This is a genomic window from Isoptericola dokdonensis DS-3, from assembly GCF_001636295.1.
In the GTDB taxonomy this organism is placed as follows: domain Bacteria; phylum Actinomycetota; class Actinomycetes; order Actinomycetales; family Cellulomonadaceae; genus Isoptericola; species Isoptericola dokdonensis.
Genome location: NZ_CP014209.1, coordinates 1,674,497 through 1,699,657, shown reverse-complemented (window position 1 = coordinate 1,699,657; position 25,161 = coordinate 1,674,497). Strand labels below are relative to the sequence as shown.

General features: G+C 74.6%; 29 protein-coding genes. 11 read left to right on the top strand and 18 right to left on the bottom strand.

The annotated features are described in order from the left end of the window. The first annotated feature begins 1 nt into the window (after position 1). On the top strand, positions 2–613 hold the full coding sequence (locus I598_RS07925) for a MarR family winged helix-turn-helix transcriptional regulator (RefSeq protein WP_083973050.1): 612 nt from the start codon (positions 2–4) through the stop codon (positions 611–613). On the opposite strand, the gene I598_RS07920 is transcribed toward I598_RS07925, so the two are convergent. Then, on the bottom strand, positions 579–1,061 hold the full coding sequence (locus I598_RS07920) for a glutathione peroxidase (RefSeq protein WP_068202496.1): 483 nt from the start codon (positions 1,059–1,061) through the stop codon (positions 579–581). The two genes, I598_RS07925 and I598_RS07920, sit on opposite strands and share 35 nt — an antisense overlap. A 79-nt stretch (positions 1,062–1,140) precedes the next feature. Between I598_RS07920 and I598_RS07915 the strand changes: the two genes are divergently transcribed. From I598_RS07915 to I598_RS07890, 6 genes are all read left to right on the top strand, one after another. Further along, complete coding sequence (locus I598_RS07915; protein WP_232314295.1) at positions 1,141–2,157, top strand: pseudouridine synthase; 1,017 nt, start codon at positions 1,141–1,143, stop codon at positions 2,155–2,157. Continuing rightward, positions 2,154–3,365 (top strand): alanine racemase, encoded by a 1,212-nt coding sequence (gene alr, locus I598_RS07910; RefSeq protein WP_157557185.1) that lies wholly within the window; start codon positions 2,154–2,156, stop codon positions 3,363–3,365. The genes I598_RS07915 and alr overlap by 4 nt, the downstream gene beginning before the upstream one ends. Beyond that, positions 3,362–3,883 (top strand): tRNA (adenosine(37)-N6)-threonylcarbamoyltransferase complex ATPase subunit type 1 TsaE, encoded by a 522-nt coding sequence (tsaE, locus tag I598_RS07905; RefSeq protein WP_068202493.1) that lies wholly within the window; start codon positions 3,362–3,364, stop codon positions 3,881–3,883. Before alr ends, tsaE begins: the two co-directional genes overlap by 4 nt. A 211-nt stretch (positions 3,884–4,094) precedes the next feature. Then, entirely contained in the window at positions 4,095–4,826 is a 732-nt protein-coding gene (tsaB, locus tag I598_RS07900) for a tRNA (adenosine(37)-N6)-threonylcarbamoyltransferase complex dimerization subunit type 1 TsaB (RefSeq protein WP_068202492.1), read from the top strand. Continuing rightward, complete coding sequence (gene rimI, locus I598_RS07895) at positions 4,823–5,371, top strand: ribosomal protein S18-alanine N-acetyltransferase (RefSeq protein ID WP_068202491.1); 549 nt, start codon at positions 4,823–4,825, stop codon at positions 5,369–5,371. The genes tsaB and rimI overlap by 4 nt, the downstream gene beginning before the upstream one ends. Next, positions 5,368–6,234 carry a sulfurtransferase gene (locus I598_RS07890; RefSeq protein WP_068202490.1) on the top strand — a complete coding sequence of 289 codons (867 nt, stop codon included), beginning with the start codon at positions 5,368–5,370 and terminating at the stop codon, positions 6,232–6,234. The genes rimI and I598_RS07890 overlap by 4 nt, the downstream gene beginning before the upstream one ends. Positions 6,235–6,456: 222 nt before the next feature. Here the strand turns inward: I598_RS07890 and I598_RS07885 are convergent, their stop codons facing one another. Then, positions 6,457–7,074 (bottom strand): malonic semialdehyde reductase, encoded by a 618-nt coding sequence (locus tag I598_RS07885; RefSeq protein WP_068202489.1) that lies wholly within the window; start codon positions 7,072–7,074, stop codon positions 6,457–6,459. 65 nt (positions 7,075–7,139) lie between these two features. Then, entirely contained in the window at positions 7,140–8,195 is a 1,056-nt protein-coding gene (locus tag I598_RS07880) for a substrate-binding domain-containing protein (RefSeq protein ID WP_068202488.1), read from the bottom strand. A 106-nt stretch (positions 8,196–8,301) separates the two neighbouring features. Here I598_RS07880 and I598_RS07875 point away from each other — a divergent pair, with 106 nt between their 5' ends. Then, entirely contained in the window at positions 8,302–8,706 is a 405-nt protein-coding gene (locus tag I598_RS07875) for a MarR family transcriptional regulator (protein WP_068202487.1), read from the top strand. On the opposite strand, the gene I598_RS07870 is transcribed toward I598_RS07875, so the two are convergent. From I598_RS07870 to urtA, 12 genes are read right to left on the bottom strand one after another with little or no spacing between them, the layout of a single operon-like run. After that, on the bottom strand, positions 8,620–9,663 hold the full coding sequence (locus I598_RS07870) for a HoxN/HupN/NixA family nickel/cobalt transporter (RefSeq protein ID WP_068202486.1): 1,044 nt from the start codon (positions 9,661–9,663) through the stop codon (positions 8,620–8,622). The genes I598_RS07875 and I598_RS07870 overlap by 87 nt on opposite strands. After that, positions 9,660–10,403: an urease accessory protein UreD gene (locus I598_RS07865; RefSeq protein ID WP_157557184.1), complete on the bottom strand. Its 744-nt coding sequence runs from the start codon at positions 10,401–10,403 to the stop codon at positions 9,660–9,662. Before I598_RS07865 ends, I598_RS07870 begins: the two co-directional genes overlap by 4 nt. 10 nt (positions 10,404–10,413) lie before the next feature. Beyond that, complete coding sequence (gene ureG, locus I598_RS07860; RefSeq protein WP_068202485.1) at positions 10,414–11,160, bottom strand: urease accessory protein UreG; 747 nt, start codon at positions 11,158–11,160, stop codon at positions 10,414–10,416. Beyond that, on the bottom strand, positions 11,153–11,842 hold the full coding sequence (locus I598_RS07855; protein ID WP_068202484.1) for an urease accessory protein UreF: 690 nt from the start codon (positions 11,840–11,842) through the stop codon (positions 11,153–11,155). Before I598_RS07855 ends, ureG begins: the two co-directional genes overlap by 8 nt. 8 nt (positions 11,843–11,850) lie before the next feature. Then, entirely contained in the window at positions 11,851–13,554 is a 1,704-nt protein-coding gene (locus I598_RS07850; protein WP_068202483.1) for an urease subunit alpha, read from the bottom strand. After that, entirely contained in the window at positions 13,554–13,937 is a 384-nt protein-coding gene (gene ureB, locus I598_RS07845; protein WP_068202482.1) for an urease subunit beta, read from the bottom strand. The genes I598_RS07850 and ureB overlap by 1 nt, the downstream gene beginning before the upstream one ends. An 8-nt stretch (positions 13,938–13,945) precedes the next feature. Beyond that, positions 13,946–14,248 carry an urease subunit gamma gene (locus I598_RS07840; RefSeq protein ID WP_068202481.1) on the bottom strand — a complete coding sequence of 101 codons (303 nt, stop codon included), beginning with the start codon at positions 14,246–14,248 and terminating at the stop codon, positions 13,946–13,948. 28 nt (positions 14,249–14,276) lie between these two features. Further along, positions 14,277–14,975, bottom strand: a complete 699-nt coding sequence (locus I598_RS07835; RefSeq protein ID WP_068205126.1) for an ATP-binding cassette domain-containing protein — start codon at positions 14,973–14,975, stop codon at positions 14,277–14,279. Beyond that, positions 14,975–15,868 (bottom strand): urea ABC transporter ATP-binding protein UrtD, encoded by an 894-nt coding sequence (urtD, locus tag I598_RS07830; RefSeq protein WP_083973046.1) that lies wholly within the window; start codon positions 15,866–15,868, stop codon positions 14,975–14,977. Before urtD ends, I598_RS07835 begins: the two co-directional genes overlap by 1 nt. Beyond that, a complete protein-coding gene (gene urtC, locus I598_RS07825; RefSeq protein ID WP_068202480.1) occupies positions 15,865–16,989 on the bottom strand; it encodes an urea ABC transporter permease subunit UrtC in 1,125 nt (374 codons plus the stop codon). The genes urtD and urtC overlap by 4 nt, the downstream gene beginning before the upstream one ends. Further along, positions 16,986–17,867 (bottom strand): urea ABC transporter permease subunit UrtB, encoded by an 882-nt coding sequence (gene urtB, locus I598_RS07820; RefSeq protein ID WP_068202479.1) that lies wholly within the window; start codon positions 17,865–17,867, stop codon positions 16,986–16,988. The genes urtC and urtB overlap by 4 nt, the downstream gene beginning before the upstream one ends. Positions 17,868–17,881: 14 nt before the next feature. Next, positions 17,882–19,153 carry an urea ABC transporter substrate-binding protein gene (gene urtA, locus I598_RS07815; protein WP_068202478.1) on the bottom strand — a complete coding sequence of 424 codons (1,272 nt, stop codon included), beginning with the start codon at positions 19,151–19,153 and terminating at the stop codon, positions 17,882–17,884. Between the two features lie 170 nt (positions 19,154–19,323). Between urtA and tsaD the strand changes: the two genes are divergently transcribed. Beyond that, positions 19,324–20,373, top strand: coding sequence for a tRNA (adenosine(37)-N6)-threonylcarbamoyltransferase complex transferase subunit TsaD (gene tsaD / locus I598_RS07810; RefSeq protein WP_068202477.1), 1,050 nt, complete (start codon positions 19,324–19,326; stop codon positions 20,371–20,373). Between the two features lie 19 nt (positions 20,374–20,392). Here the strand turns inward: tsaD and I598_RS07805 are convergent, their stop codons facing one another. Together I598_RS07805 and I598_RS07800 are read right to left on the bottom strand one after the other, a co-directional pair. Next, on the bottom strand, positions 20,393–21,541 hold the full coding sequence (locus I598_RS07805; RefSeq protein WP_068202476.1) for a glutamate--cysteine ligase: 1,149 nt from the start codon (positions 21,539–21,541) through the stop codon (positions 20,393–20,395). 61 nt (positions 21,542–21,602) lie between these two features. Beyond that, entirely contained in the window at positions 21,603–22,859 is a 1,257-nt protein-coding gene (locus I598_RS07800) for a class I SAM-dependent methyltransferase (protein WP_068202475.1), read from the bottom strand. 162 nt (positions 22,860–23,021) lie between these two features. Here I598_RS07800 and groES point away from each other — a divergent pair, with 162 nt between their 5' ends. Further along, on the top strand, positions 23,022–23,318 hold the full coding sequence (groES, locus tag I598_RS07795; protein ID WP_068202474.1) for a co-chaperone GroES: 297 nt from the start codon (positions 23,022–23,024) through the stop codon (positions 23,316–23,318). A 188-nt stretch (positions 23,319–23,506) separates the two neighbouring features. Here groES and I598_RS07790 read toward each other — a convergent pair whose 3' ends face one another. After that, on the bottom strand, positions 23,507–23,797 hold the full coding sequence (locus I598_RS07790) for a WhiB family transcriptional regulator (RefSeq protein WP_068202473.1): 291 nt from the start codon (positions 23,795–23,797) through the stop codon (positions 23,507–23,509). Positions 23,798–23,999: 202 nt separating this feature from the next. Here I598_RS07790 and I598_RS07785 point away from each other — a divergent pair, with 202 nt between their 5' ends. After that, positions 24,000–25,097 (top strand): MerR family transcriptional regulator, encoded by a 1,098-nt coding sequence (locus tag I598_RS07785; RefSeq protein WP_068202472.1) that lies wholly within the window; start codon positions 24,000–24,002, stop codon positions 25,095–25,097. The last annotated feature ends 64 nt before the right edge of the window (positions 25,098–25,161 follow it).

Genomic DNA, 25,161 nt, shown 5'->3' with positions numbered 1-25,161 from the left:
GATGAACCAGGACCACACCGGCGGCACGGGCGGCACGGGCGGCACGCGGCCAACGCCCGCCCAGATCTCCGCCGCCTGGCAGCGCGAGCTGCCCGGGGTGCCGACGGCGAGCATCGGCGTCATCACCCCGCTGCGCCGCGTCGCCAAGCTCCTCGACGACGACCGCCGCCGCACGCTGACCCGGCTCGGCACGGACGCGGCCACGCTCGACCTGCTCAGCACGTTGCGGCGTGCCGGGGACCCGTGGACGCTCACCACCCGTGAGCTCGCCGCGCAGTGCCTCGTCTCGGCGGGAGCGATCAGCCAGCGCGTGGCGCGGGCGGAGGACGACGGCCTGGTGAGCCGCGGGGCGTCCGACGCCGGTCCCCGTGCCGTGGCCGTGCGGCTCACCCCTGCCGGGCGGGCACGGGTCGACCGGGTGGTGCGGGAGCTGCTCGCACACGAGGAAGCCCTGGTCGCCGGGCTGCCCGCCGACGTCCTCGCCGGGCTGACCGCCGGGCTGGACGCCGTCGGGTGTCGCCTGGCACGGACGGACCCGGCCACGTCGACCGGGTCCGGCGCTGCGGTGGTACCCCGCGTCAGCGCGGCAGGTGCCCCTCGATCGCCTGGATGATCTCCGGGGCGTCGGGGACGGTGCGCGGCGAGTAGCGGCGCACCTCGCCGCCGGGCAGGACGAGGAACTTCTCGAAGTTCCAGCGGATGCGGCCGTCGTGGCCGCTCGCGTCGGGGGTCTTGGTGAGCTCGGCGTACAGCGGGTGCGCGTTCCGGCCGTTGACCTTCACCTTGGACACCACCGGGAAGCTGACGCCGTACGTCGTGGAGCAGAACTCCGCGATCTTGTCGTCGGTGGACAGCTCCTGGAGGAACTGGTTCGAGGGGAACCCGACGACGGTGAACCCGCGCTCGCCGTACAGCTGCTGCAGCTTCTCGAGCGTCTCGTACTGCGGCGTGAGGCCGCAGCGGGAGGCCACGTTGACCACCATCACCACGTCGTCGCGGTGCTCCGCGAGGCTGGCCTTCGTGCCGTCCATGCGGTCGAACTCGATGTCGTAGAGGTCCATGGCCTCATCCTCGCCCATCGTCGGTGCTGGTCAAGGGGCCGACTCCGGTTCCCGGGCGACGGCGCGCGACAATGGCGACGTGCCCCTCCCGTCGTCGTCCCCGCCGTCGGGCCGTCGTGGCCCGGCCGTGCACGTCCCACCCCTGCCGGTGCGTGACGGGCTCAACCCGACCCGCCTGGTGCTCCCGCACGACGACGCGACCGTCGCCGCGCACCCCACGGCGCTCGGCTGGCTGCTGGCCCGGTTCCCCGACGACGCACCCCGCCTGCACGAGAAGGTCGCCGCCGGCGAGGTGGTCACCGGCGACGGCACGCCCGTCACCGCGGCGACGCCGTACGCGCCGCGCGGCTTCCTCTACCTGTACCGCGACCCGCCCGACGCCGAACCGACGGTCCCGGCGCTCGCGGACGTCACCGTGCTGCACCGCGACGACGACCTGCTGGTCGTGGACAAGCCGCACCTGGTCGCCACCATGCCGCGCGGCCGCTGGGTGACGCAGACCCTGCTCGTCCACCTGCGTCGCACCCTCGACCTGCCGGACCTCGTCCCCGCCCACCGTCTCGACCGCCCCACCGCCGGGGTGCTCGTCCTCACGGTGCGACCGCAGGTGCGCGGCGCCTACCAGACGCTGTTCCAGGAGCGCCGGGCGGCCAAGGTGTACGAGGCCGTCGCGCCCCTGCCCGCGCCCGGCGACGACGCGTTCCCGCGCTTGGTGCGGTCCCGCATCGTCAAGGAGCGCGGCGTCGTCCGCGCCCAGGAGGTGCCCGGCGAGCCCAACGCCGAGTCGCGCGTCGACCTCGTCGCCCGCGACGAGGCGCGCGGCCTCGGCCTGTACCGGCTCGAGCCCCGCACCGGCAAGACCCACCAGCTCCGTCTGCACCTCGCGTCGCTCGGCCTGCCGATCCTCGGCGACCCGTTCTGGCCCGTCCTGCTCGACGACGACGACGGCGCGGCCGGGCCGGACGGCGTGCCCTTGCAGCTCCTGGCCCGCTCGCTGACGTTCGACGACCCGCTCACCGGCCGTCCCCGCACGTTCACGTCGCAGCGGCGACTCGCGGCCTGGCCGGCGGACAGGGTGAGAGAATCGCAGCCGTGACCATCCCGCCCTTCGCCGCCGGCACCACGGCGCGCGCCGTCGTGGACCTCGCCGCCGTCACCCACAACGTGCGCGCCCTGCGGGGGCACGCGCCGACGGCGGCCGTCATGGCGGTGGTCAAGGCCGACGGGTACGGGCACGGCATGCTCCCCGTCGCGCGGGCGGCGCTCGCGGGCGGTGCGTCGTGGCTGGGTGTGGCGACGGCCGAGGAGGCGCTGGCGCTGCGCGCCGGGCTGCGCGACGTCGACGTGCCGCTGCTGGTCTGGCTGCTCGCTCCCGGTGCGCCGTTCGCCGCGCTGGTCGCCGCCGACGTCGATGTGACGGTCGCGGCGCCGTGGTCGGTGGACGAGGTCGCCGCGGGGGCGCGCGCCGCCGGACGTCCCGCCCGCGTGCACGTCAAGGTCGACACGGGGCTGTCCCGCAACGGTGTCGCTCCGGCAGCGCTGCCGGACGTGGCCCGCCGTCTGGCCGACCTGGAGGCCGCGGGCACGGTGCAGGTCGTCGGGCTGATGTCGCACCTCGCGGCGGCCGACGAGCCCGGCCACCCGTCGGTCGACCGGCAGGCGACGGCCTTCGCCGCCGCCACCGACGTCCTGCACGAGGCCGGGCTCCGGCCCTCGGTGCGGCATCTCGCGAACTCCGCCGCCACGCTCACCCGCCCCGACCTGCACCTCGACCTGGTGCGGCCCGGCATCTCCGTCTACGGGTTCTCCCCGGGGCCGCTGCTGGGCACGCCGGGCGACTTCGGGCTGCGGCCCGCGATGACGCTCCAGGCGCGGCTCGCCCAGGTCAAGGACGTCCCGGCGGGGGAGGGCGTGTCCTACGGCCACCTCTACACGACGCCGCGGGACACCCGCGTGGGGCTCGTGCCCCTCGGGTACGGCGACGGCATCCCGCGGCACGCGTCCGGCGGCACCGCCGGACCGGGCGGGCCCGTCGCCGTCGGCTCCGGTGACGCCGCCCGCGTGCTGCGCGTCGTCGGGCGGGTCTGCATGGACCAGATGGTGCTCGACCTCGGCCCGGACGCCGTCGAGCGCGAAGGTGACGTCGTCACGCTCTTCGGCGCGTCCGACGGCGTCGCGGACGGCGCCACCGTGCCGAACGCGCAGGACTGGGCCGACGCCGCCGGCACCATCAGCTACGAGATCGTCACCCGCCTGGGAGCCCGCGTGCCCCGGGTGCACGTCCACGAAGGAGACCACGAGTGAGCGACGCCGTGACCATCGACCTGCCCGAGGCGGACACCACCCGTGCGCTCGGCGCGGCCCTCGCGGGCGTGCTGCGCGCCGGGGACCTCGTCATCCTCACCGGCGACCTCGGCGCCGGCAAGACCACCCTCACCCAGGGCCTCGGCGCCGCGCTCGGCATCCGCGGCCAGGTCGCGTCCCCGACGTTCATCGTCGCCCGCGAGCACCCGCCCCTGCCCCGCGAGGACGGCACCCGCGGCCCGGCGCTGGTCCACGTCGACGCGTACCGGCTCGGCAGCCTCGACGAGCTCGACGCGCTCGACCTCGACTCGTCCCTCGACGAGTCCGTCACCGTCGTCGAGTGGGGCCGGGGGCTTGCCGAGGCGCTCACCGAGGACCGCCTCGAGATCGACCTCCAGCGGCCCCGGGGCGGTGACGTCGACACGGAGAACCCCGAGGCGGGCACCCGACACGCGACGCTGCGCGCCGTCGGCGACCGCTGGGCCGGCGTCGACCTCTCCGCCCTGCTCCCGGCCTGACGTCGTCGGTCCTTGCGCTGACTGGCGCCGCCCAGCGCTGACTCGCGCCGACCAGCGCTGACTCGCGCCGACCAGCGCTGACTCGCGCCGACCAGCGCTGACTCGCGAGTCAGCGCACCGGCCCGTCGAGTCAGCGCACCGGCCGTCGAGTCAGCGCACGGACGCACGAGTCAGCGCCGACGACGGCGGCAGGTCGCCGTAGGCTGGTGCCGTGGCAGTTCTCGCACTCGACACCTCTGCAGCCGTGACGGTCTCCCTGGTCGACGACGACGGTGGGCGGCTCGCCGCCCGCAGCGCCGACGAGCGGCGCCGGCACGCCGAGTCCTTGGCCCCGCTGATCGAGCAGGTGCTGGCCGACGCCGGTCTGACCCGCACGGACGTGACGGCCGTGGTCGGCGGGACGGGTCCCGCCCCGTTCACCGGGCTGCGGGTGGGCCTGGTGACGGCGCGCACGCTCGCGCTCGCCCTCGGGGTGGACGTGCTGGGCGTGCCCAGCGTCGACGTGCTCGCCGCGCAGGCCGTCTCAGACCTCGGCCTGGCCCCGGGGGACGAGGTGCTGGTCGCCACGGACGCGCGGCGCAAGGAGGTCTACTGGGCCCGGTACCGCGTCGTCGCGCACGAGGGCCCGCACGGCGTGCCCGTCGTCGACCGGCTGCGCGGACCGGACGTCGGCAGGGCGGCGGACGTCGCGGCGGAGCACCTGGACCCTCCGGCGGAGGCCGGCGCACGGCTGGCCGTCGTCGGCGAGGGCGCCACGCTCTACGCGGAGCACCTGACCGCGGACGAGGACGCCCCCACGGTCCCCGACGCGACGGTGCTGGCCCGGCTGGCGCTGGCCCGGCGCGCCGCCGGGGAGGACCTCCCCACCGAGCCGCTCTACCTGCGCCGACCCGACGTGCAGGTGCCGGGCGCCGCGAAGCGGGCGAGCGAGGCGACGGCATGACCGACGACCCGCTGGCCGTCCGCCTGCGCCCGCTGGAGTCCGGCGACTTCGACCGGGTGCTCGAGCTGGAGCGCGAGCTGTTCGGTGCCGGGGCGTGGACCTACGGGATGCTCACCGACGAGCTCGCCGGGTTCGGCCGCTGGTACGTCGTCGCCGAGTGCGGCGACGTGCTGCGCGGGTTCGGCAACAAGCTGGTGGTGGGGTACGCGGGGCTGTGGTTCGACGGCGACGTCGCGCAGGTGATGACGATCGGCACGGCGCGCGCCTACCAGCACCGCGGGGTCGGCCGGCAGCTCCTCCAGGCACTCGTCGACCGCTCGGTGACGCTGCGGGCGTCGGCCCTGTTCCTGGAGGTGGCGACCGACAACGCGAAGGCGATCGCGCTGTACGAGCAGTTCGGCTTCGAGCAGGTGGGGGTGCGCAAGCGCTACTACCAGCCGGAGGACAAGGACGCGTACGTGATGCGCCGCGACCTGGCGGCGGCTGCGCGCGACCGCGCCGGCGACGCGCCCGCGGGTGACGCCGGCGACGGGGACGCAGCGTGACGGCCGACGCCCGGTCCGCCGTCCTGGTCGACGCCGCGACGCTCGCGGCGGACCTGCAGCTCGGCGGCCTGGAGGACCCGGCGGGCGGCGCGCCCCTGCTGCTCGACGTGCGCTGGGAGCTGGGCCGCACCGACGGACGTGAGCGCTACGAGGCGGGGCACCTGCCGGGGGCGGTGTTCGTCGACCTGGAGTCGGAGCTCGCCGCGACGGCGTCGGCGGCCGAGGGACGGCACCCGTTGCCGTCGGCGTCGGAGTTCCAGGAGGCCGCCCGTCGCTGGGGCGTCTCGGACGACTCCCGCGTCGTGGTGTACGACGCCGTCGGCGGGACGTCGGCGGCGCGCGCCTGGTGGCTGCTGCGCTGGTTCGGGCACCCGCAGGTGCACCTGCTCGACGGCGGCCTGGCGGCCTGGGTGCGGGCGGGGTACCCGCTGGAGCACGGGAGCACGCAGCGCGCCCCGGGGCACCTCCACGTGCACCCCGGCCGCATGCCCGTGCTGGACGCGGACGACGCCGCGGACCTCGCCGACGACGGCGTGCTGCTCGACGCGCGGGCCGCGGAGCGGTACCGCGGGGAGGTGGAGCCCGTGGACCCGCAGGCGGGTCACGTGCCGGGCGCGGTGTCCGCGCCGACGGTCGGCAACCTCGCCGACGACGGCACGTTCCTGCCCACCGACGAGCTGGAGCGCCGGTTCGCGGCGCTCGGCGCCACCGGTGATCTGCCGGTGGGCGTGTACTGCGGCTCGGGCGTCACCGCCGCGCACCAGGTCGCCGCGCTCGAGTGCGTCGGCGTCCGTGCGGCCCTCTACCCGGGCTCCTGGTCCCAGTGGTCGAACGACCCGAGCCGCCCCGTGGCGACGGGCTGAGCCTGTCGCCATCTGGCGACAGGCTCGACGCTCGGTGGCCGTTCGCCCCCGGAGGTCGGCCGGGCCGACGTCGGGACGCGAGCCGGCCTGCTACCGGGGTGCGGGGTTGTCCTGCCGCGAGACCGGCTGGGCCTGGCAGGAGGCCGCGAGGGACGAGTGGCCGAGCGGACGTCTCGCGGCAGGACGACCCCGCACCCCGGCGCGGAGCCGAGCGCGGGTGCGTCAGACGGTCCGGGCGACCTGGTCGTAGGCGAGGCGCGGGAAGCGCGGGTAGCCGGTGCCCTCGCCCTCGACGTGGCCGACGCGCACGACGAGCAGCGACTTCCAGCCGGTCTCGCCGAAGAACTCGGCGTCGGTGGCGGCGAAGTCCATGCCGTCCATGGGGCCGGCGGCGAGGCCGACGGCGCGCAGGCCGACGACGAGGTAGCCGGCCTGGATGAGGGCGCTCTTGCGGGCCATCTGCTCGCGCACCTCGGCGGCACCGTCGAGGTTCTCGCGGACGCCGGGGACGGCCGGGAAGAGGGTGTCCATGTGCTGGTGGAAGGCCGGGTCGGCGGCGAGCACGAGCGAGACGGGGGCGGTGCGGACGCGGTCGGCGTTGCCGTCGGCCATGTGCGCGGCCAGGCGCTCCTTGGCCTCGTCGGTGCGGACGACGAGGACGCGCAGCGGCAGCGAGTTCATCGCGGTGGGGCCGAACTTGGCGAGGTCCCACGCGGCCTCGAGCTGGGCGTCGGTGACGGGCTCGTCCGTGAACTGCTGGGCGGTGCGGGCCGTGCGGAAGAGGTGGTCGGCGACCTCGTCGGCGATGGCCAGCGGGGCGGTGGTGAGGGTCTCGGTCATGCCCGGCACAACAGGTCGATGCGAACGGATCATCCGTTGCGGGGCCGTGGCGTGCGTCACGCTGCTCAGAGCTCGCCGACCAGGTCGAAGTCGAAGCCGTCCGCCCGGGCGAGGTAGAGGCGGTGCTGGGCGTGGTTGCCGCGGAACAGCATGCGTCCGCGCGGTCCGTCGTAGGTGAGCCCGTCGACGCTGCGGTCGGTCGCGGCGACGGTGGGGCTGCCGGCGCGCTCGACGATGGTGCGCAGCGCGAAGACCCCTTCGTAGCAGGCCTCGGCGGCCGCGCCGACGGCGGGTGCGCCGTTCCCGTGGTGCGCGACGTACCGGCCGACGAGGTCGAGGGCCTCGCCGGTGGCGAGGCTGCGGAACCAGCCGCCCGTGGAGTACAGGTTGGTCGTGGCCGCGGCGCCGCTGCCCATGAGCATGTTCTCCTCCATGAGGGTGCTCAGGCGCAGCACGCGCTCGTGCAGTCCGCGGCGGGCGAAGGCACGGTTGAACCGCACCCCGTTCTGCCCGACCATCAGCACGAGGACGCCCTGCGCGGCGGTGGCCTCGACCTCCGCCAGGACGTGGGCGAGCTGGGCGGCGCTGGGCCCCTGCTCGGGCAGGAAGCGCGCGCCGACGAACTGCACGCCGAGCGACGTGAGCTGGGCGGCGAGGACCTGGGCGGTCCGGCGTGGCCAGGCGTAGTCGTCGCCGACGACGAACCAGCGCCGGGTCCCGGCCTCGGCCCGGAGGCGGGCGATGGCCGGGAAGAGCTGTGCCGAGGGCACCTCCCCGGTGACGTAGAGCCCGGGCCGGGTCTCGGCCCCCTCGTACGCGGCCGGGTACACGTAGGGCACGCGGCGCTGCACGAGCGGCACGACGGCGTTGCGCACGGCGGACGTGTGCCACCCGGTGAGGGCGTGGATGCGGCCGGTGTCGAGCGCGCGGGCGAGCTGGCCGCGCAGCGCGGGCCGGGGCTGCCCCGCGTCCAGGAGCTCGGCGCGCACAGGTCGACCCAGGATGCCGCCGGCGGCGTTGAGCTCGGCGACCGCGAGCTCGGTGACGGCCTGGCAGGAGGGGCCGTAGATCCCGCCGGGGCCCTGGAAGTGCAACAGTGTTCCGACCACGAATTCCGACATCACGCCTCGCCGTGGGTGAAGCCCGGTCACGGGCTCTGGCCTGCGATGGCGGGTAGTCTACGAGCGGGCACAAGAGCGACGACGGATCGGACGGCAGGTGAGACGGATGGTGACGCGCAGCACCTCGGAGCACGACGTGTCGGGCGCCGTCGCGGTCGCGATGCTCCGTGAGACGGTGCTCGCCGCGCGCCGGGCCACCCGCGACGCCGCCGCCGTGCTGGCGCGCGAGGGCGCGACCCTGGACGAGTGGATGATCCTGGACGTCCTCGGCGACGAGGACGGACCCACGATGTCGCAGCTGCGCGAGTCCCTCCTCGTCGACAAGGCGACGCTGGGACGCCGGGTGGACGGCCTCGTCACCCGCGCCCTGGTCTACCGGGAGGTGGACGGTGTCGACCGCCGCGTCATCCGCGTCCACCTGTCCTCACGCGGCCGCGACGTCCTGGCTCGTCTCACCGCGCGACTGGCGGCGCAGCACGAGCATCCCGACGCACCAGACGGCGACCAGTAGGGCCGTCAGGACGAACCCGTACGGGTCGAGGTTCGCCGACGCGCCCGGCAGCGCGGCGGCGGGGCCCCAGTTCTCCGCGAGCGTCTGGACCAGCGTGACGGTCGCGATCCCGAACGCCGCCAGGGCCGACATCCCGGTGACGAGCACGTCGTAGCGCACCCTGGTGCGCCCCGCGGGTGCCGCCGCCGTCCCGGAGTAGATGCGCCGTGCCACGGAGCCCTGCGCGGAGTCGAGCAGCGACATGCCCGAGGCGAACAGCAGCGCCAGCGGGACCGCCGCGACCCAGCTCTGCTGGTCCAGGGTCACCGCGGTCGTGGTGGCGAGCAGCCCGATCGACGTCGCGGTGTCGAAGCCGAGGCCGAACAGCAGCCCGACGCCGTACATCCGCCGGGGCCGGTCGGTGGCCCACTCGAAGCGGCGCAGCACCCAGCTCACGGGCCCGCCCACGGTGACGGCGGTCGTCCGGTCGCCGACCACACGGTGGGCGCGCAGGGCCCGGCGCAGCAGTACCACGTTGATCGCGCCGAGGACGATCAGGAACGTGCTGGCCACCAGCGGCCCCCAGACTCCGGTGACCCGGCGCAGGAGCGAGCCGTCGTCGTCCATCATCCCGACGAGGGCGACGACGCCCACCGCGAGCAGCACGGAGGCCGCCACGACGACGGACGAGTGGCCGAGGGAGAACCACAGGCCGACGCCGTGCGGGTTGCGCCCGGTGCGCACGAGCCGTCGCGTGGTGTTGTCGATGGCGGCGATGTGGTCGGGGTCGAAGGCGTGGCGCAGGCCGAGGCCGTAGGCGGTGAGCGCCGTCGCCCAGGTGAGGGCGCCCGCTCCGTCGCCGGCCAGGACGACCGCGACGAGCGCGGCGAGCGCCAGCAGGTGCATGCCGACGACGACGGGCAGCGTCACGGAGCGGTGCGCCTTCGTCGTGGTCGGGGTCGTGGTGGTGGGGGTCATGGTTCCTCCGGTCGGTCCAGGGGGCTGCGGTGCGTCGCCGGCCCGAGCCAGCGGACGAGGGTGCCGCCGCGTTCCAGGTGCAGCGTGGTGAGGTCCGCGTCCTGCAGGTCCGACCCCGCGGGCGGGTCGTCCTCGTCGGCGGTGGTGCCGTGCAGGTCGCTGAGCGTGTCCAGGACGCGGTGGCGGCCCAGGATCCCGGGCACGGGGCCGGCGCCGTCGGCGGTGAGCTCCTCGACGAGCACGGGCCCGTCGTCGTCGTGCACGACCGAGCGCACGACCACGCGGCCGCCGCGCTCGCCGGTCCGGCCCAGCACGGTGGTCTCCCGCAGCAGCATCCGGGACCCGGCCGCGAGGCGGACGGTCGTGGTGCGGGTGACGTCGGCGCCGCTCGCGACGACGAGGGGGAGCCCCGCCCAGGTGAGCCGGGCGCCGACGCCGAGCCGGACGTGGACGTCCCACCGGCACGCCTGCCCGGCGCCGTCGTAGGCGACGGTGCCGCCGACGTCGAGGAGCGTCAGGGCGAGGCCGTCGTCGACCTCGACCGACACCTGGACGTGGTCGCCGCCGAGCAGCACCGCGCCCTGCGCGACCAGCGCGACGGTGGCCGCGCCGGTCCCGTGGGTGACGCGTCGGGCCGCGAGCAGGCCGTCGACGGTGCCGACGCGCACGGGGGCTCCGGGCGCGGCGGCCGCCCGCACGTGCACGGACGTGCGGGCGGGTTCGCTCGACGGGCGCAGCACCGCGGACGCCTCAGTGCGCGTGCGCGGGGGCGTCGTCGTGGCTGTGGACGTAGCCGCCGCCGGGTGCCTCGTCGTCGGCGTGGAAGTGGGGCGCCATGGGACCGGGGTCCTGGGCGACGTGCTCGCCGCTGCGGTAGCCGGCCAGCACGTCGAGCACCCAGGCCCGCAGCGCCGCCACCGACGCGGGGTCGGTGCGGGACAGGGCGACGACGGCGCGCCCGTCGCGGGCCGCCGAGGCGTCGGCGACCATCTGCTCGACGTCCACGCCGACGTGCGGGGCCAGGTCGGTCTTGTTGACGACCAGCAGGTCGGCGCGGCCGATGCCGGGCCCACCCTTGCGCGCGACGTCCCCGCCGCCCGCGACGTCGAGCACGAAGATCTGCGCGTCGACGAGGGCGGGGGAGAACGTGGCGGTGAGGTTGTCCCCGCCGGACTCGATGACGACGAGGTCGAGCGGCGCGAAGTCGCGCTCCAGGTCCTCCGCCGCGAGCAGGTTCGCGGTGACGTCGTCGCGGATCGCCGTGTGGGGGCAGGCGCCCGTCTCCACGGCGCGGATCCGGTCGGGGTCGAGCACGCCCTCCGAGCGCAGGAACCGGGCGTCCTCGTCGGTGTAGATGTCGTTGGTGATGACGCCGAGCGCGAGCTCGTCGGCCAGCGCGCGGCACAGGGTGGCGATGAGCGACGACTTGCCCACCCCGACGGGGCCGGCGACGCCGAGGCGGAGGGCGCGGGGGGTGGTCTCGATGGTGTCAGGCACGGAACAACCTCTGGTTCGTCAGGGCGTGGGCCTGGGCCCAGCCTTCGGTCTGCGGGGCTCCGGAGGCCGGGATCTCCTCCGGGGTGGTGCACGCCGCGACGAGGGGCACGTGCTCCTCGGCCGCGGCGCACGCGTCCAGGACCCACCGTGCGGGCACGAGCGGGTCGCAGGGCGCGAGCTTGAGGAACGCCGACGCCGCGGTCTGGGCGTCGTCGTAGACGGTGAGGCGGACGACGTCGGCGGGTGCCAGGCCGGTCGCGGCGGCGACGGCACCCAGCACGACGGCGCGTGGCAGCGGGCCGTGGGCCGCCTCGCGCGCGACGGCGGCCCGCACCGCCGGATCCGTCGGCCACAAGGACCGCGCCACCCGCAGGTAGCCGCGTCCGAGCAGCCGGGCGGCGTCCCGCAGGGCCGGTGACGGCGTCCGCGCCGCCCACGCCTGCACGACGTCGTGCAGCGCGGCGGGCGCACCCGCGCGGAGCAGGTGGGCCGTGACCACGGCGGTGCCGGCCTCGACGAGGCTGACGGTCGTGGCCCGTCCGGTCATCCAGGCGGGCACGGCCGCCTCGGGCAGCCCGCCCAGCAGCGCGGGCTCCAGGGACGCGGAGTGCGCGTGCCCGCCCCCGGGCAGGCGGGCGTCCGCCAGGAGCATGGCGACGGACAGGGCGTGCGGCGACGTCATCGACCGGCCTAGAACATCGAGTAGAGCTGGGCGAGCGGCAGCCGGACGGCGGGGGCGGGCTCCACCAGGTCGCCGTCGACGCGGATCTCGAACGTGTCGGGCCGCACGTCGATGCGGGGCAGGGCGTCGTTGTTGCGCATGTCGGCCTTGCCGACGTCCCGCGTCGGCGCCACGGGGGCGAGCCGGCGGCGCAGGCCCAGGCGGTCCGCGAGGCCGTCGTCGATCGCGGCGGGCGCGACGAACGCCAGCGACGTGTCCGCGCCGACGGCGTCGCCGAACGCCGGTCGCATCAGCACCGGTTGCGGGGTGGGGATCGACGCGTTCGGGTCGCCGAGCGCCGCCCAGGCGATGACGCCGCCCTTGAGCACGACGTCGGGCCGCACGCCGAAGAACCGCGGGTCCCACAGCACGAGGTCCGCGAGCTTGCCGGGCTCCACCGACCCGATCTCGGCGTCCACGCCGTGCCCGATCGCCGGGTTGATCGTGTACTTGGCGACGTACCGGCGGGCACGCTCGTTGTCCGCCGGCTCCGCGCTGCTCAGCGGCCCGCGGCGGTGCTTCATGACGTGCGCGACCTGCCACGTGCGCGTCACGACCTCCCCGATGCGGCCCATCGCCTGCGCGTCCGACGACGTGATGGAGATGGCACCCATGTCGTGCAGCACGTCCTCGGCGGCGATCGTCGTCGCGCGGATCCGGGACTCCGCGAACGCGAGGTCCTCCGGGACGGCCGGGTTGAGGTGGTGGCAGACCATGAGCATGTCGAGGTGCTCGGCCACCGTGTTCACCGTGTGCGGCAGCGTCGGGTTGGTCGACCCGGGGATCACGTGCCCCAGCCCGGCCAGGGTGAGGATGTCGGGGGAGTGCCCGCCGCCCGCGCCCTCGACGTGGAACGCGTGGATCGACCGGCCGCCGATCGCGTCGATCGTGGAGCCCACGAACCCCGCCTCGTTGAGCGAGTCCGAGTGCAGCGCCACCTGGAGGCCCCACTCGTCCGCCGCGGTGAGGGCGGCGTCGAGCGCGGCCGGGGTGGACCCCCAGTCCTCGTGCACCTTGTACCCGGCCGCGCCGGCGAGCGCCTGCTCCGCCAGGGACGCGGCGCTCACCGTGTTGCCCTTGCCGAGCAGCAGCACGTTGAGGGGGACGTCGTCCAGGGCACGGAGCACCTGGCGCAGGTGCCACGCCCCCGGGGTGACGGTGGTGGCCTTCGAACCCTCCGACGGCCCCGTGCCGCCACCGGCGATCGTCGTGATGCCCGTGGCGAGGGCCTCGTGCAGCGCCGACGGCGAGAGCAGGTGGACGTGCGGGTCGAAGCCGCCCGCGGTGAGGATGCGGCCCTCGCCCGAGATGACGTCGGTCGACGGGCCGATGACGAGGTCGGGGTCGACGCCGTCGGCCACGTCGGGATTGCCCGACCGGCCCAGCGCGACGATCCGCCCGTCGCGCAGGCCGACGTCGGCACGCACGACGCCCCACCAGTCCAGCACGACGGCGTTCGTGATCACCGTGTCGAGCGCGCCGTCGGCCCGCGTGCGGGTGGACTGCGCCATCGACTCGCGGATCGACTTGCCGCCCCCGAACACGGCCTCCTCGCCGCCGACGGTGCGGTCCTCGGTGATCTCGATCCACAGGTCCGTGTCGCCGAGGCGCACCTGGTCGCCGACGGTCGGCCCGTAGAGGGCGGCGTAGCGCTCGCGGCTGACCCGGACCATCAGCGCTCCCCGCCGTCGGCGTCGCCGTCGTCCGCGCCGGGGACGGGGCCCAGCGCACCGCCGTCGGCCTTGCCCCGCTGCAGCCCGGGCACCCGGCGTGCACCGCGCAGCGTCACGACGTCGACCTCCCGGCTGGCGCCCGGCTCGAACCGCTGCGACGTGCCCGAGGGGATGTCGAGGCGGAACCCGTGCGCGCGCTCGCGGTCCATCTCCAGGGCCGGGTTCGCGTCCGGCAGGTGCAGGTGGGAGCCGATCTGCACGGGCCGGTCACCGGTGTTGACGACGACCAGGCGGCGGCGCTCGTGCGGGGGCCGGACGTTGAGCTCGACGTGGCCGTCGGCGGTCCGGACCGCTCCAGGCCCGGTCGACGAGGTGCTGGACATGGAGCCTCCTACTGGATCGGGTGGTGCAGGGTGACGAGCTTGCGGCCGTCGGGGAACGTGGCCTCGACCTGGACGTCGGTGAGCAGGTCGGCGACCCCGTCCATCACCTGGTCACGGGCGAGGACCTCCCGGCCGGTCCGCATGAGGGTGGCCACGTCGGCGCCCTCGCGGGCCCGTTCCAGCACCCAGCAGGACAGCAGGGCGACGGTCTCGGGGTGGTTGAGCCGCACGCCGCGCTCCAGGCGGTCGCGCGCGACCATCCCGGCGACGGCCAGCAGCAGCTTCTCGGTGTCGGCAGGGGTCAGGTGCACGGTGTCTCCCTCCGGGTGGCGGGTGCGGTCACAGGGCGAGGGCCGCGCGGACCTCGGGCACGACGTCGGGGCCGCCGCCGGCGCCCCGGTGGACCACCCGCCCGGTGGCGAGCACGGCGTACTGCGCCGCGTGCTCGACGGCGAACCCGAGGTGCTGCTCGACCAGCAGCACGGACAGGCCGCCGCCGGCGAGGAGCGTCGAGATCGCGCCGTAGATCTCCGCGACGACGTTCGGCTGGATGCCCTCGGCCGGCTCATCGAGCACGAGCAGCCGGGGACCGGTGACCAGGGCCCGGGCGATGGCGAGCTGCTGGCGCTGCCCGCCGGAGAGCAGGCCGGCCTGCCGGCCGAGCAGGTCGCGCAGCGCCGGGAACAGGTCGAGGGCCTCGTCGGTGCGGCGGCGGCCGTCGCGGCCGTGGGCGTCCGCGACGACCTGCAGGTTCTCCCGCGCGCTGAGCTGGCCGAACGACTGCTGGCCCTGCGGCACGTAGGCGACGCCGCGACGGACGCGCTGGTGCGGGGGCCGGGTCGTGACGTCCTCGCCGGCGAGCACGACGCGGCCGGACTGCACGGGCAGCAGGCCCAGCACGGCCCGCAGGAGGGTGGTCTTGCCGGCACCGTTGTGCCCGAGCACGGCGGTGAGGGTGCCGTCGGCGACGCCGAGGTCGACGTCGTGCACGACCGTGGTGCGTCCGTACCCGGCGCTCAGGCCGGTCAGCTCCAGCATCACGCGGTCTCTCCTTCCAGGGCGGGGGCGTCCCGGCGGGCCCGGTCGGGGTCCGGCTCGGGCTCGGGGTCGGGCTCGGGCGCGTCGACCGGGGACCCGAGGTAGACCTCGACGACGGCCGGGTCGTTCTGCACCTCGGCCACGGTGCCCTCGGCGAGCACCCGGCCCTGGTGCATGACGGTGACGGAGTCGGCGAACGACCGCAGGAACTCCATGTCGTGCTCGACGACGACCACCACGCGCTGCGACCCGATGCGGCGCAGCAGTTCGCCGGTCTCCTCGCGCTCCTCGTGGGTCATGCCGGCCACCGGCTCGTCGAGGAACAGCAGGTGGGCGTCCTGGACGAGCAGCATCCCGATCTCGAGCCACTGCTTCTGGCCGTGCGCGAGGATGCCGGCGGGCACGTCGCGCTGCGCGGTCAGGCCCACGGTCTCCAGGGCCTGCTCGACGGCGTCCGGGACCCCGCGGCGCGCGCGCAGCAGCGACAGCGGCCGCCGCCGGGCGCCCGCGGCGATGTCGAGGTTCTGCAGGACGGTGAGCTCGGAGAACACGCTCGCCGTCTGGAACGTGCGGCCCACCCCGGCGCGCGCGATGCGGTGGGTGGCCCGGCCGAGCAGCTCGGTGCGGCCGAAGGTCGCCGAGCCGGTGCCCTTGACGAGCCCGGTCACCGCGTCGATGAGCGTCGTCTTGCCGGCGCCGTTGGGTCCGATGAGGAACCGCAGGTCGCCCTGCGTGACGGTGAGGTCGACGTCGCGGACGGCCACGAAGCCGCCGAACTCGACGCGCAGGCCGCGCACCTGGAGGTAGTCGTGGCGGAACCGCGAGGTGTCGGTGCCGAGCAGCTCGGACGCGGCCTGCAGGTCGGGGCCGGTGGTGGCGGGGGTGTCGGTCACGGGGTGCTCCCCTCGGGGGCGGGCTGCGGTGCGGGCCGGGCTGCCGGATCGTCCGGCCCGTCGTCGTCGGAGGTCGCGCGGCGTCGCCGGCGGGTCGCCAGGGAGGCGAGGCCGCCCGGCAGGAACGCCACGACCCCGATGAACAGCGCCCCCTGGAAGTAGATCCAGCCCGAGGGGAACTGCTCCGAGATGGACGTCTGCGCCCAGCTCACCGCGATCGAGCCGAGCACCGGGCCGAGCAGGCTCGCCCGCCCGCCGATCGCGACGCCGATGAGGAAGCCGATGGACGGCACCACACCGACGTCGGCGGGGGAGATGATCCCCACGATCGGCACGAACAGCGCGCCGCCGATCGCCGCCATGACGGCCGCGACCACGTACGCCACCGTCTTGACCGCCGCCGGGTCGTAGCCGAGGAACCGCACCCGGTCCTCGCCGTCGCGCACCGCGACCAGCAGCTCGCCGAACCGCGACACGGTCAGCTGGCGCACGACCGCCACCATGACCAGCAGCACGACGGCGGCGATCAGGTAGAGCATCCGCTGGTTCGCCGGGTCCGAGAGGTCGTAGCCGAAGAACCCGCGGAAGCCGTTGAGACCGTTGGTGCCGCCCGTGGTCTGCTGCTGGCCGATCAGCAGGATCGCGAACGCCGCCGCGAGCGCCTGGGACAGGATCGCGAAGTAGGCGCCGCGCACCCGCCGGGTGAACACGGCCCAGCCGAGGAGCCCGGCGAGGGCGGCGGGCACCAGGACGATCAGGAGCAGGGCGAGGCCGGGCGAGCGCATCGGCTCCCACCAGGCGGGGACCTCGCCGGTGCCGTACAGGAGCATGAAGTCGGGCACGCCGTCGGGGCCGGCGTCGGCGAGCTTGAGGTGCATCGCCATGATGTACGCGCCGAGCCCGAAGTAGACGCCCTGCCCGAGGGTGAGCAGGCCGCCCCGGCCCCAGGCGAGGCCGATGCCGACGGCGACCATGGCCAGGCAGAGGAACTTGCCGAGCAGGCCGAGCCGGAACGGGCTGAGCACGACGGGTGCGACGGCCAGCAGCAGGACCGCGGCGAGGGCGAACCCGAGCAGGACGCGCGGCCGCCCGGGGGCGAGGAGCTTGTCGAGGACGGTCATGCGAGGCTCCTCGTCCGGGCCGACACGAGGCCCTGGGGTCGTACCTGCAGGAAGGCGACGACGGCGACGAACACGAGGACCTTCGCCACCGAGGCGGTCGTGGAGTACTCGAAGAACGCCTGCATCATGCCGAGGGACAGCGCCGCGACGACGGTGCCCTTGATCTGGCCGATGCCGCCGGCCACGACGACGAGGAACGCGTCGACGATGTAGCTGGTGCCGAGCGTCGGTCCGACGGAGCCGAGCAGGGTGAGGGCGACGCCGGCGATGCCGGCGAGCCCCGACCCGAGGAAGAACGTGATCCGGTCGGTGGTCCGTGACGAGATCCCGGACGACTCGGCCAGGTCGCGGTTCTGGACGACGGCGCGGATCCGCCGGCCGAGCGGCGTCGCCCTCAGCAGGAGGGTGAGGGCGACGACGCACGCCACGGCGAGCCCGAGGATGAACAGCCTCGTGCGGGGCAGGGCGAGCCCGCCGATCTCCACCGCGCCCGACAGCCAGGTGGGCGCCGACACGTCCACGTTGGGTGCGCCGAACACGTCCCGGGCGACCTGCTGGAGCACCAGCGCGACGCCCCACGTGACGAGCAGGGTGTCGAGCGGGCGGGCGTACATGCGGTGGATGAGCGTGGCCTCGAGCAGCAGGCCGAGCAGCCCGCCGACGACGAAGCCGAGCGGCAGGGCGACCAGCAGGCTGACGCCGGCGCCGGAGACGACGCCCTGCACGACGAACGCCGTGTACGCGCCGGCCATCATGAACTCGCCGTGCGCCATGTTGATGACGCCCATCTGGCCGAAGGTCAGGGCGAGCCCGAGCGCGGCCAGCAGCAGGACGGAGCCGAGGCTCAGTCCGGCGAAGAGCTGGGAGAGGATGTCCATCGTCGGCCCCTTCGTCAGGACAGGCCGTCGGCCCAGTCGTAGCCCTCGAGGTACGGGTCGGGCTCGATGGGCTCCTCGGAGCTCCACTCGGTGTGGATGAGGCCGTCGTCGCCGATCTTGCCGACGAGCGAGGTCTTGGAGATGTGGTGGTTGTCGCCGTCCACGACGACGGTGCCCTCGGGCGCGTCGTAGGTGACGCCGTCGGCGGCCTCCTGGACGTCCGCGACGGCGAACGACTCGGCCTTCTCGACCATCTCGCGCCACAGGTAGAGCGAGGTGTAGGCGGCCTCCATCGGGTCGGAGGTGGGGCGGTCCTGCCCGTACTCCGCCTTGAACGCCTCGACGAACGCGGCGTTCTCGGGGCTCTCGACCGTCTCGTAGTAGTTCCAGGCGGTGAGCTGGCCGACGACGTTCTCGACGCCGATGCCGCCGATCTCCTCCTCCGCGATGGACACGGACAGCACGGGCATGTCCTCGGCGGAGAGCCCGGCGTTCGTGTACTCCTTGAAGAACGCGACGTTGGAGTCGCCGTTGAGGGTGTTGAACACGGCGTCGGCGTCGGCGGACTTGACCTTGTTGACGATGGTGGAGAAGTCGGTGTGGCCGAGGGGGGCGTACTCCTCGCCGACGATCTCGATGCCGTGGGCCTGCGCGTAGGCGTTGATGATCTTGTTCGCGGTGCGGGGGAAGACGTAGTCGGACCCGACGAGGAACAGCGAGGTGACGCCCTGCTCGGCGAGGTAGTCGAGCGCGGGGACGATCTGCTGGTTGGTGGTCGCGCCGGTGTAGAAGATGTTGGGGGAGGACTCGAGGCCCTCGTACTGCACGGGGTAGAACAGCAGCGAGTCGTTGGACTCGAAGACGGGGAGCATCGCCTTGCGGGAGGCGGAGGTCCAGCCGCCGAAGACGGCGGCGACGCAGTCGCTGGTGATGAGCTTGGTGGCCTTCTCGGCGAAGACGGTGGGTTCGGACTGGCCGTCCTCGGTGACGATCTCGAGCTGCTTGCCGAGCACCCCGCCGTCGGCGTTGATCTCGGCGGCGGCGAGCTGGAGGGAGTCGTGGACGGTCTGCTCGGAGATCGCCATGGTGCCGGACAGCGAGTTGAGGAAGCCGACCTTGACGCTGTCGCCGGAGGTGTCGACGCAGCTGCCGGCGGCCGAGGCGGAGCCCTCGGTCTGGGGGGAGTCCACCTGGGCGCCGCACGCGGCGAGGGACAGGACGGAGAGGGCCGCGAGCGAGGTGACGGCGAGCCGCGCCGCGGGACGTGACGTCGGACGGTGACGCATGACTTGCTCCGTTCGGTCGGGCCCGGGACGGGCCGGTTAGGTTCAGATGAACCTAAGTACGCCGACGTGTCCGACGGATGCTCCGCGTGTAACCATCCTGTTTCCCTTTTTGTCCGGTCTCACCATCCGGGACGGACGGCCGTGAGGCCGCGCGGTGACAAGATGTGTCCATGACGAACGGCGACCCCCTGGTCCTCGGCATCGAGACGTCCTGCGACGAGACCGGCGTGGCGCTGGTCCGTGGCGACACCCTCCTCTTCGACGCCGTGGCCTCCTCCATGGACGAGCACGCGCGCTACGGCGGGATCATCCCCGAGGTCGCCAGCCGCGCCCACCTCGAGGCGATGGTCCCCACCATCCGTCGTGCGCTCGGCGAGGCCGACGTCGACCTGTCCGAGGTGGACGCCGTCGCCGTCACCGCGGGACCGGGGCTCGTCGGCCCGCTCACCATCGGGGCGTCCGCCGCCAAGGCGCTGTCCATCGGCCTGGGCAAGCCGCTGTACGGCGTCAACCACGTCATCGGGCACGCCGCCGTCAACCAGCTCGTCGACGGGCCGTTCCCCGGCCGCTCGATGGCGCTCGTCGTCTCCGGCGGGCACAGCACCCTCATGCTCGTCGAGGACGTCGCCACGAAGGTCACCGAGCTCGGCTCCACCCTCGACGACGCCGCCGGCGAGGCGTTCGACAAGGTCGGCCGCCTCCTCGGCCTGCCCTACCCGGGCGGCCCGCACATCGACCGCCTCGCCCGCGAGGGCGACCCCGAGGCCATCCGGTTCCCCCGCGGCCTCACCGCGCGCAAGGACCAGGAGAGGCACGCCTACGACTTCTCGTTCTCCGGGCTGAAGACGGCCGTCGCGCGCTGGGTCGAGGCCCGCCAGGACGCCGGGCAGGAGATCCCCCTGCACGACGTCGCCGCGTCGTTCGCCGCCGCGGTCGCGGACGTCCTCACCGCCAAGACGATCGCGGCCTGCCAGGCCCACGACGTCGACACCCTCGTCATCGGCGGCGGGTTCTCCGCCAACAGCCAGCTGCGCGACATGGCCGCCGAGCGCTGCGCCGCCGCCGACATCGACCTGCGGATCCCGCCGCTGCGCTACTGCACCGACAACGGCGCGATGATCGCCGCGCTCGGGTCGGCCGTCGTGCGGGCCGGCGTCGCGCCGTCCGACCTCGACATCCCCGTCGACTCGTCCATGCCGATGGCGATCGTCACCGTCTGAGCCTTCGCGGCGGGTGCCCTCAGGCCGACGGCAGCGGGCGGCCGGCGCGCAGCTCGGCCACGAGCGAGGCCACGACGGCCTCCAGGGCGGGCTGCCCCGCGCCGTGCGCGGCGGCCACCGCGCGCTGGCGCTGGTAGGACGCGCCGAGCCGGAGGATGTCGCGTACGCCGTCGAGCTCGGCGGAGCAGCCGAGCCGCGCCGCGACGGGGGCGAGGTCGTCCAGCAGCCGGGACGTCGCGTCCGTGACCAGCTCCTCGTTCCCGTCCTCGTCGAGGATGATGATCGCGTCCAGCCCGTAGCGGGCGGCACGCCACTTGTTCTCGTGCACGTACCAGCGCGGCATCGTGGGCAGCGGGCGGCCCTCGTCGAGCAGCGTCGACAGGTGCTCGACGAGGCAGTGCACCAGGGCGCCCAGCGCGGCGAGCTCGCGCAGGTTGGAGGTGCCGTCGCAGATCCGCACCTCCACCGTGCCGAAGTGCGGGGCCGGGCGCACGTCCCAGCGGACCTCCGTGAAGTCGTCGATGACGCCGGTGCGGAGCATGTCGTCGACGTAGCGCTCCAGCTCGTGCCACTGCGCGAACTGGTACGGCAGCCCGGCGGTGGGGAGCTGCTGGAAGAGCAGGGCGCGCATGGAGGCGTACCCGGTGTCGGCGGCCTCCCAGAACGGCGACGACGCCGACAGCGCCTGCAGGTGCGCGACGTACACGAGCAGGGAGCGCACGATCGGCAGCACCTTGTCGCGGTCCTCGATCCCGACGTGCACGTGCACCCCGTAGACGACCTGCTGGCGGCCCCACACCTGGGTGCGGTCCACCACGGTGGCGTACCGCTCCTTGTCGGTGACCTGCTGCTGGGACCAGTGCGCGAACGGGTGCGTGCCCGCGCCCATGAGCTCGGCCCGCATGGGGGAGATGACGTCCTGGATGGCGGCGACCCCGGCGGCGATGTCGTCGGTCGCCTGCCCGATCGTCGTGCACACGCCCGAGACGACCTCGAGCGTGTTGCGCAGGAACTCCGGCTTGACGTGCGCGGCGCGCGGATCTCCCGCGAGGGCGGCCATCGCGGCCGGGGCCACCTGGCGCAGGTTGCCCGAGTCGGCGTCGACGAGCGCCAGCTCCCACTCCAGGCCGACGCTCGACCGGGGTGACGACGCGAACTCCAGGACCATGCGGACATCGTTCCACGCCGGTCGCCGGGCTGCTGCCGGGCCGCGGGTCGCGCCCGGGAGGTCAGGCGCCGAGCGGCTCCACGACGAGCACGTGCTGACGCCCGTCGACCCGGGTGAGCACGACCGTCGCCGCGGCGTCGCCGGACAGCGCGAGCTGGGCACGCAGCTGCTCGGGGGTGACGGCGGTGCCCCGCTTCTTCACGGTCAGGCTGCCCACGCCGCGCTCGCGCAGGTACGCCTTGAGCTTCTTCAGGTTGAACGGCATGACGTCGAGCACCCGGTAGCCGGTGGCCAGCGCCGCCTCGCCCGGTCGCGGGGCGTCGGCGGGGGAGTCGGTCGTGACGTAGGCGATGGTGCGGTCCACCAGCCGTCCGCCGAGCTCGGCCGCGGCGTGCGCGACCAGACCGGCGCGCACGACGGCACCGTCCGGCTCGTAGAGGTAGCCGCCGACGGCGCCGACGTCCGGCACGAGGTCGACGTCGTCCGGACCCGTGCGCAGCGTCCTGCCGACGGTGCCCGGGGCCGTCGCACCGTCGCCCTGCCCGGTTCCGGCCGTCGAGCGGAGCACGAGGGCGGACCGGCCGGGCCCGGCCGGTGCCAGCGGGCCGAACCACAGCCCGGCCTCGACGACGTCGCCGTCCACCGACACCCACTGCGTCTCGGCGTCGGCGGGCAGCCCGGCGTGCGGGACGCCCGGCCCCACCTTGATGCCGAGGGCGGGCACCTGCGCGCGCAGCGCCCACACGGCGTCGAGCGGGGGAGCGTAGGCGGCCGGGTCGAAGATGCGCTTGCCGCCGCGGGTGCGCCGGGCCGGGTCGGCGTAGACGCCGTCGACGCCCTCGGCGTGCAGGTCGAGGGTCAGCCCGTCGGCGTGGCGCACCTCCGCCTCGGGGAACGCCCGCAGGTTCACGGTCGCCAGCGCGGCCGTGGCCTCGTCGACGTCGGTGGCGAGCACCTGCAGGCCCACGCCCGCGAACGCGAGGGCGTCCGCGCCGATGCCGCTGGTGAGGTCCGCGACCTTCGTCACGCCGGCCGCGAGGTAGCGGCGGGCGTGCAGCGCGGCCACGACCAGCCGGGTGGCCTGCTCGACGCCGTCGGGGGTGAAGAGCATGCCGTCGGCGAACGCGCCGAGCTTGGCCCGGGCCTTGGCCCGCAGCCGGGACTGGGTGAGCGCCGCAGCGGCGAGGTCCGGGTCCACTCCCTCGGCCCGCAGCCGCGTGGCCAGGGCCATCGCGCGGTCCTCGTCGTACGGGGGCAGGGCGTTGACCAGCGCCCAGCCCTCGGGGCTGAGCAGCTTGGCGAGCGACGAGGGGTCCATCTCTCCATCGTCTCAGGTCCACCTGTTGGCACTCGACTTGTCAGAGTGCTAACCGCTGCCTAGATTTGGTCCCAGCGCACTCGCTGTGCCGGCACCCGCGACGACGGACAGCGCTCGGGCGCGTCCCAGTCCAGCTAGTCATCGCGAACAAGGAGGTCCGACGTGTCGGTCCCCATCAAGCCGCTCGAGGACCGGATCGTCGTCAAGGCCGTCGAGGCCGAGACCACGACCGCTTCCGGCCTGGTCATCCCGGACACCGCCAAGGAGAAGCCCCAGGAGGGCGAGGTCCTGGCCGTGGGCGAGGGCCGTTTCGACGACCAGGGCAACCGTGTCCCGGTCGACGTCAAGGTCGGCGACAAGGTCATCTACTCCAAGTACGGCGGCACCGAGGTCAAGTACGGCGGCGTGGACTACCTGGTCCTGTCGTCGCGCGACATCCTCGCGGTCGTCGTCGGCTGACCGAGGCTGCAGCGAAGGGTGAGGGCCGAGGAACGAGGCGCTCGCCCGCAGCGGAGGCGCAGGGATGCCGACAGCGTGATCGTCGGCTGATCCAGCCCACGACGTAGGTACGTCACGAGGCCCCGCATCGTCATCGATGCGGGGCCTCGTGCTGTGCGGGGTGCGCGGGGGTGCTGCGCGGGGTGGCGTCAGCCGGTCTTGCGCTCGCGGCCGGCGAGGATCGCCGAGCGCTCGTCCTCGCTGAGCCCGCCCCAGACGCCGTAGGGCTCGCGGACGCGCAGCGACTGCTCGCGGCACTCCATCATCACGGGGCACGACCGGCAGATGGCCTTGGCGGCCTCGGCCCGGCGTCGGCGGGTGGATCCCCGCTCGCCCTCGGGGTGGAAGAACAGGGTGTCGTCCGCGTCGCGGCACGAACCCTGGTACTGCCACTCCCACAGCTCCATGACCGGCCCAGGCAGTCTCGAGATCTCCGTCATGTCGAACAACCTACAAGTTGTGCAGAAGTTGTTCAAGGCCCGGGAGCAAGTTGGGCATGCAGGACAGGCTGGACACCCCCTGACCGGCTTGCGCCCCGCTTTGCCCATCGCCTGACCTGGTTCGACATGATTCATCGATCCGGATCAAGGCGCGCCGCGGGGCGCGGTGGCGGCACCGGGCACCCCTGGGCAGAATCGACGCATGACCACATCGCGACCCGCCCAGGACTCGGGGGGCGCTCGCACGTCGGGTCCCGGGCTCGCGGTCGCCGCGGTGGCCCGCCGCCTCGGCGTCGCCCCGGCGACCCTGCGCACCTGGGACCGGCGTTACGGCCTCGGCCCGTCGGACCGGACCGCCGGGTCGCACCGCCGCTACACCCCGGAGGACGTCGCCCGGCTCCTCGTCATGCGACGGCTCACGCTGGAGGGGGTCGCACCCGTCGACGCGGCCGAGGCGGCGCTCGCCGCCGACGTCGAGGAGCTCGAGGCCGCCCGCCGCGCCGAGCCGCCGGTGCCGCGCGAACCCGCCCCGGAGACCGACGAGTCCGCCGACGCCGCAGCCCGCGGACGAGGGCACCTGCGCGCCCTGCCCGGCGGCGGCCAGGGCAGCAGGGCACCGGCCGCCGGCGGTACGGCCGGGCAGAACACGTCCGGCCGGGTCTCCGCGGTCGTCGACTCCGCCCTCGCCTACGACCAGTCCCGCTGCGACGACCTGCTGCGCATCCCCGTGAACGGCGACCCCGCCCTGTGGTGGTCGCAGCTCGTCGACCCGGCGTGGAGCCGGCTCGCGGAGCGGACCGTCCTCGCCGGGCCCGGTGCCGTGCCCGAGCTGGTGCTCGCCACCGCCGCGCTGCAGGCGCTGCGCACCTTCACCGAGGCGCTGGAGCAGGCGGTGGTGCAGAACGGGGGCCCGCCCGCCAACCACCCGAGCCGCATGCGCAACATCGTGCTGATCTTCGCGGCGCCGGACGAGGTCGTGCCCCTGTCCGCCCACGCGCTGGCCGCGGCGCTCACCGCGAAGGGCAAGACGGCGCGGATCGTCACCGGCCCCGCGAGCGTGCGGCGCTCCCTCGAGCTCATCACGATGGTCCGGCCCGCGGCGCTCGTCCTGGCCACGCTCCAACGGCGTCCCGACCTCGACCTGGTGCACGCCGTGCACGAGGGGTTCCCCCAGCTGCCCGTGTTCGTGGGGCTGCGCCGCGACGACGCCGCGGCCGAGCTGCCGCTGGCCCCCCAGGTGCAGCGGGTGCGGTCCTTCACGGGCATGCTGCACGAGATCCTCGAGGTCGTCGAGGCCTGACCGCGGCCAGGTCAGGAGGGCGCGGCCGCCGGCCCGCGCGTGTGACGGACACCGCCCCGGAGGG

Coding starts and splice junctions, on each gene's coding strand:
- I598_RS07835 (WP_068205126.1), bottom strand. CDS start 14,975: ATGCTGGAGCTGACCGGCCTGAGCGCCGGGTACGGACGCACCACGGTC.
- I598_RS07870 (WP_068202486.1), bottom strand. CDS start 9,663: ATGACCCCCACCACCACGACCCCGACCACGACGAAGGCGCACCGCTCC.
- urtB (WP_068202479.1), bottom strand. CDS start 17,867: ATGGACATCCTCTCCCAGCTCTTCGCCGGACTGAGCCTCGGCTCCGTC.
- I598_RS07925 (WP_083973050.1), top strand. CDS start 2: ATGAACCAGGACCACACCGGCGGCACGGGCGGCACGGGCGGCACGCGG.
- I598_RS07885 (WP_068202489.1), bottom strand. CDS start 7,074: ATGACCGAGACCCTCACCACCGCCCCGCTGGCCATCGCCGACGAGGTC.
- I598_RS07800 (WP_068202475.1), bottom strand. CDS start 22,859: ATGGACCCCTCGTCGCTCGCCAAGCTGCTCAGCCCCGAGGGCTGGGCG.
- tsaD (WP_068202477.1), top strand. CDS start 19,324: ATGACGAACGGCGACCCCCTGGTCCTCGGCATCGAGACGTCCTGCGAC.
- rimI (WP_068202491.1), top strand. CDS start 4,823: ATGACCGACGACCCGCTGGCCGTCCGCCTGCGCCCGCTGGAGTCCGGC.
- I598_RS07790 (WP_068202473.1), bottom strand. CDS start 23,797: ATGACGGAGATCTCGAGACTGCCTGGGCCGGTCATGGAGCTGTGGGAG.
- I598_RS07805 (WP_068202476.1), bottom strand. CDS start 21,541: ATGGTCCTGGAGTTCGCGTCGTCACCCCGGTCGAGCGTCGGCCTGGAG.
- urtA (WP_068202478.1), bottom strand. CDS start 19,153: ATGCGTCACCGTCCGACGTCACGTCCCGCGGCGCGGCTCGCCGTCACC.
- I598_RS07855 (WP_068202484.1), bottom strand. CDS start 11,842: ATGACGTCGCCGCACGCCCTGTCCGTCGCCATGCTCCTGGCGGACGCC.
- I598_RS07785 (WP_068202472.1), top strand. CDS start 24,000: ATGACCACATCGCGACCCGCCCAGGACTCGGGGGGCGCTCGCACGTCG.
- I598_RS07875 (WP_068202487.1), top strand. CDS start 8,302: ATGGTGACGCGCAGCACCTCGGAGCACGACGTGTCGGGCGCCGTCGCG.
- I598_RS07850 (WP_068202483.1), bottom strand. CDS start 13,554: ATGGTCCGGGTCAGCCGCGAGCGCTACGCCGCCCTCTACGGGCCGACC.
- urtC (WP_068202480.1), bottom strand. CDS start 16,989: ATGACCGTCCTCGACAAGCTCCTCGCCCCCGGGCGGCCGCGCGTCCTG.
- I598_RS07880 (WP_068202488.1), bottom strand. CDS start 8,195: ATGTCGGAATTCGTGGTCGGAACACTGTTGCACTTCCAGGGCCCCGGC.
- ureB (WP_068202482.1), bottom strand. CDS start 13,937: ATGTCCAGCACCTCGTCGACCGGGCCTGGAGCGGTCCGGACCGCCGAC.
- I598_RS07920 (WP_068202496.1), bottom strand. CDS start 1,061: ATGGACCTCTACGACATCGAGTTCGACCGCATGGACGGCACGAAGGCC.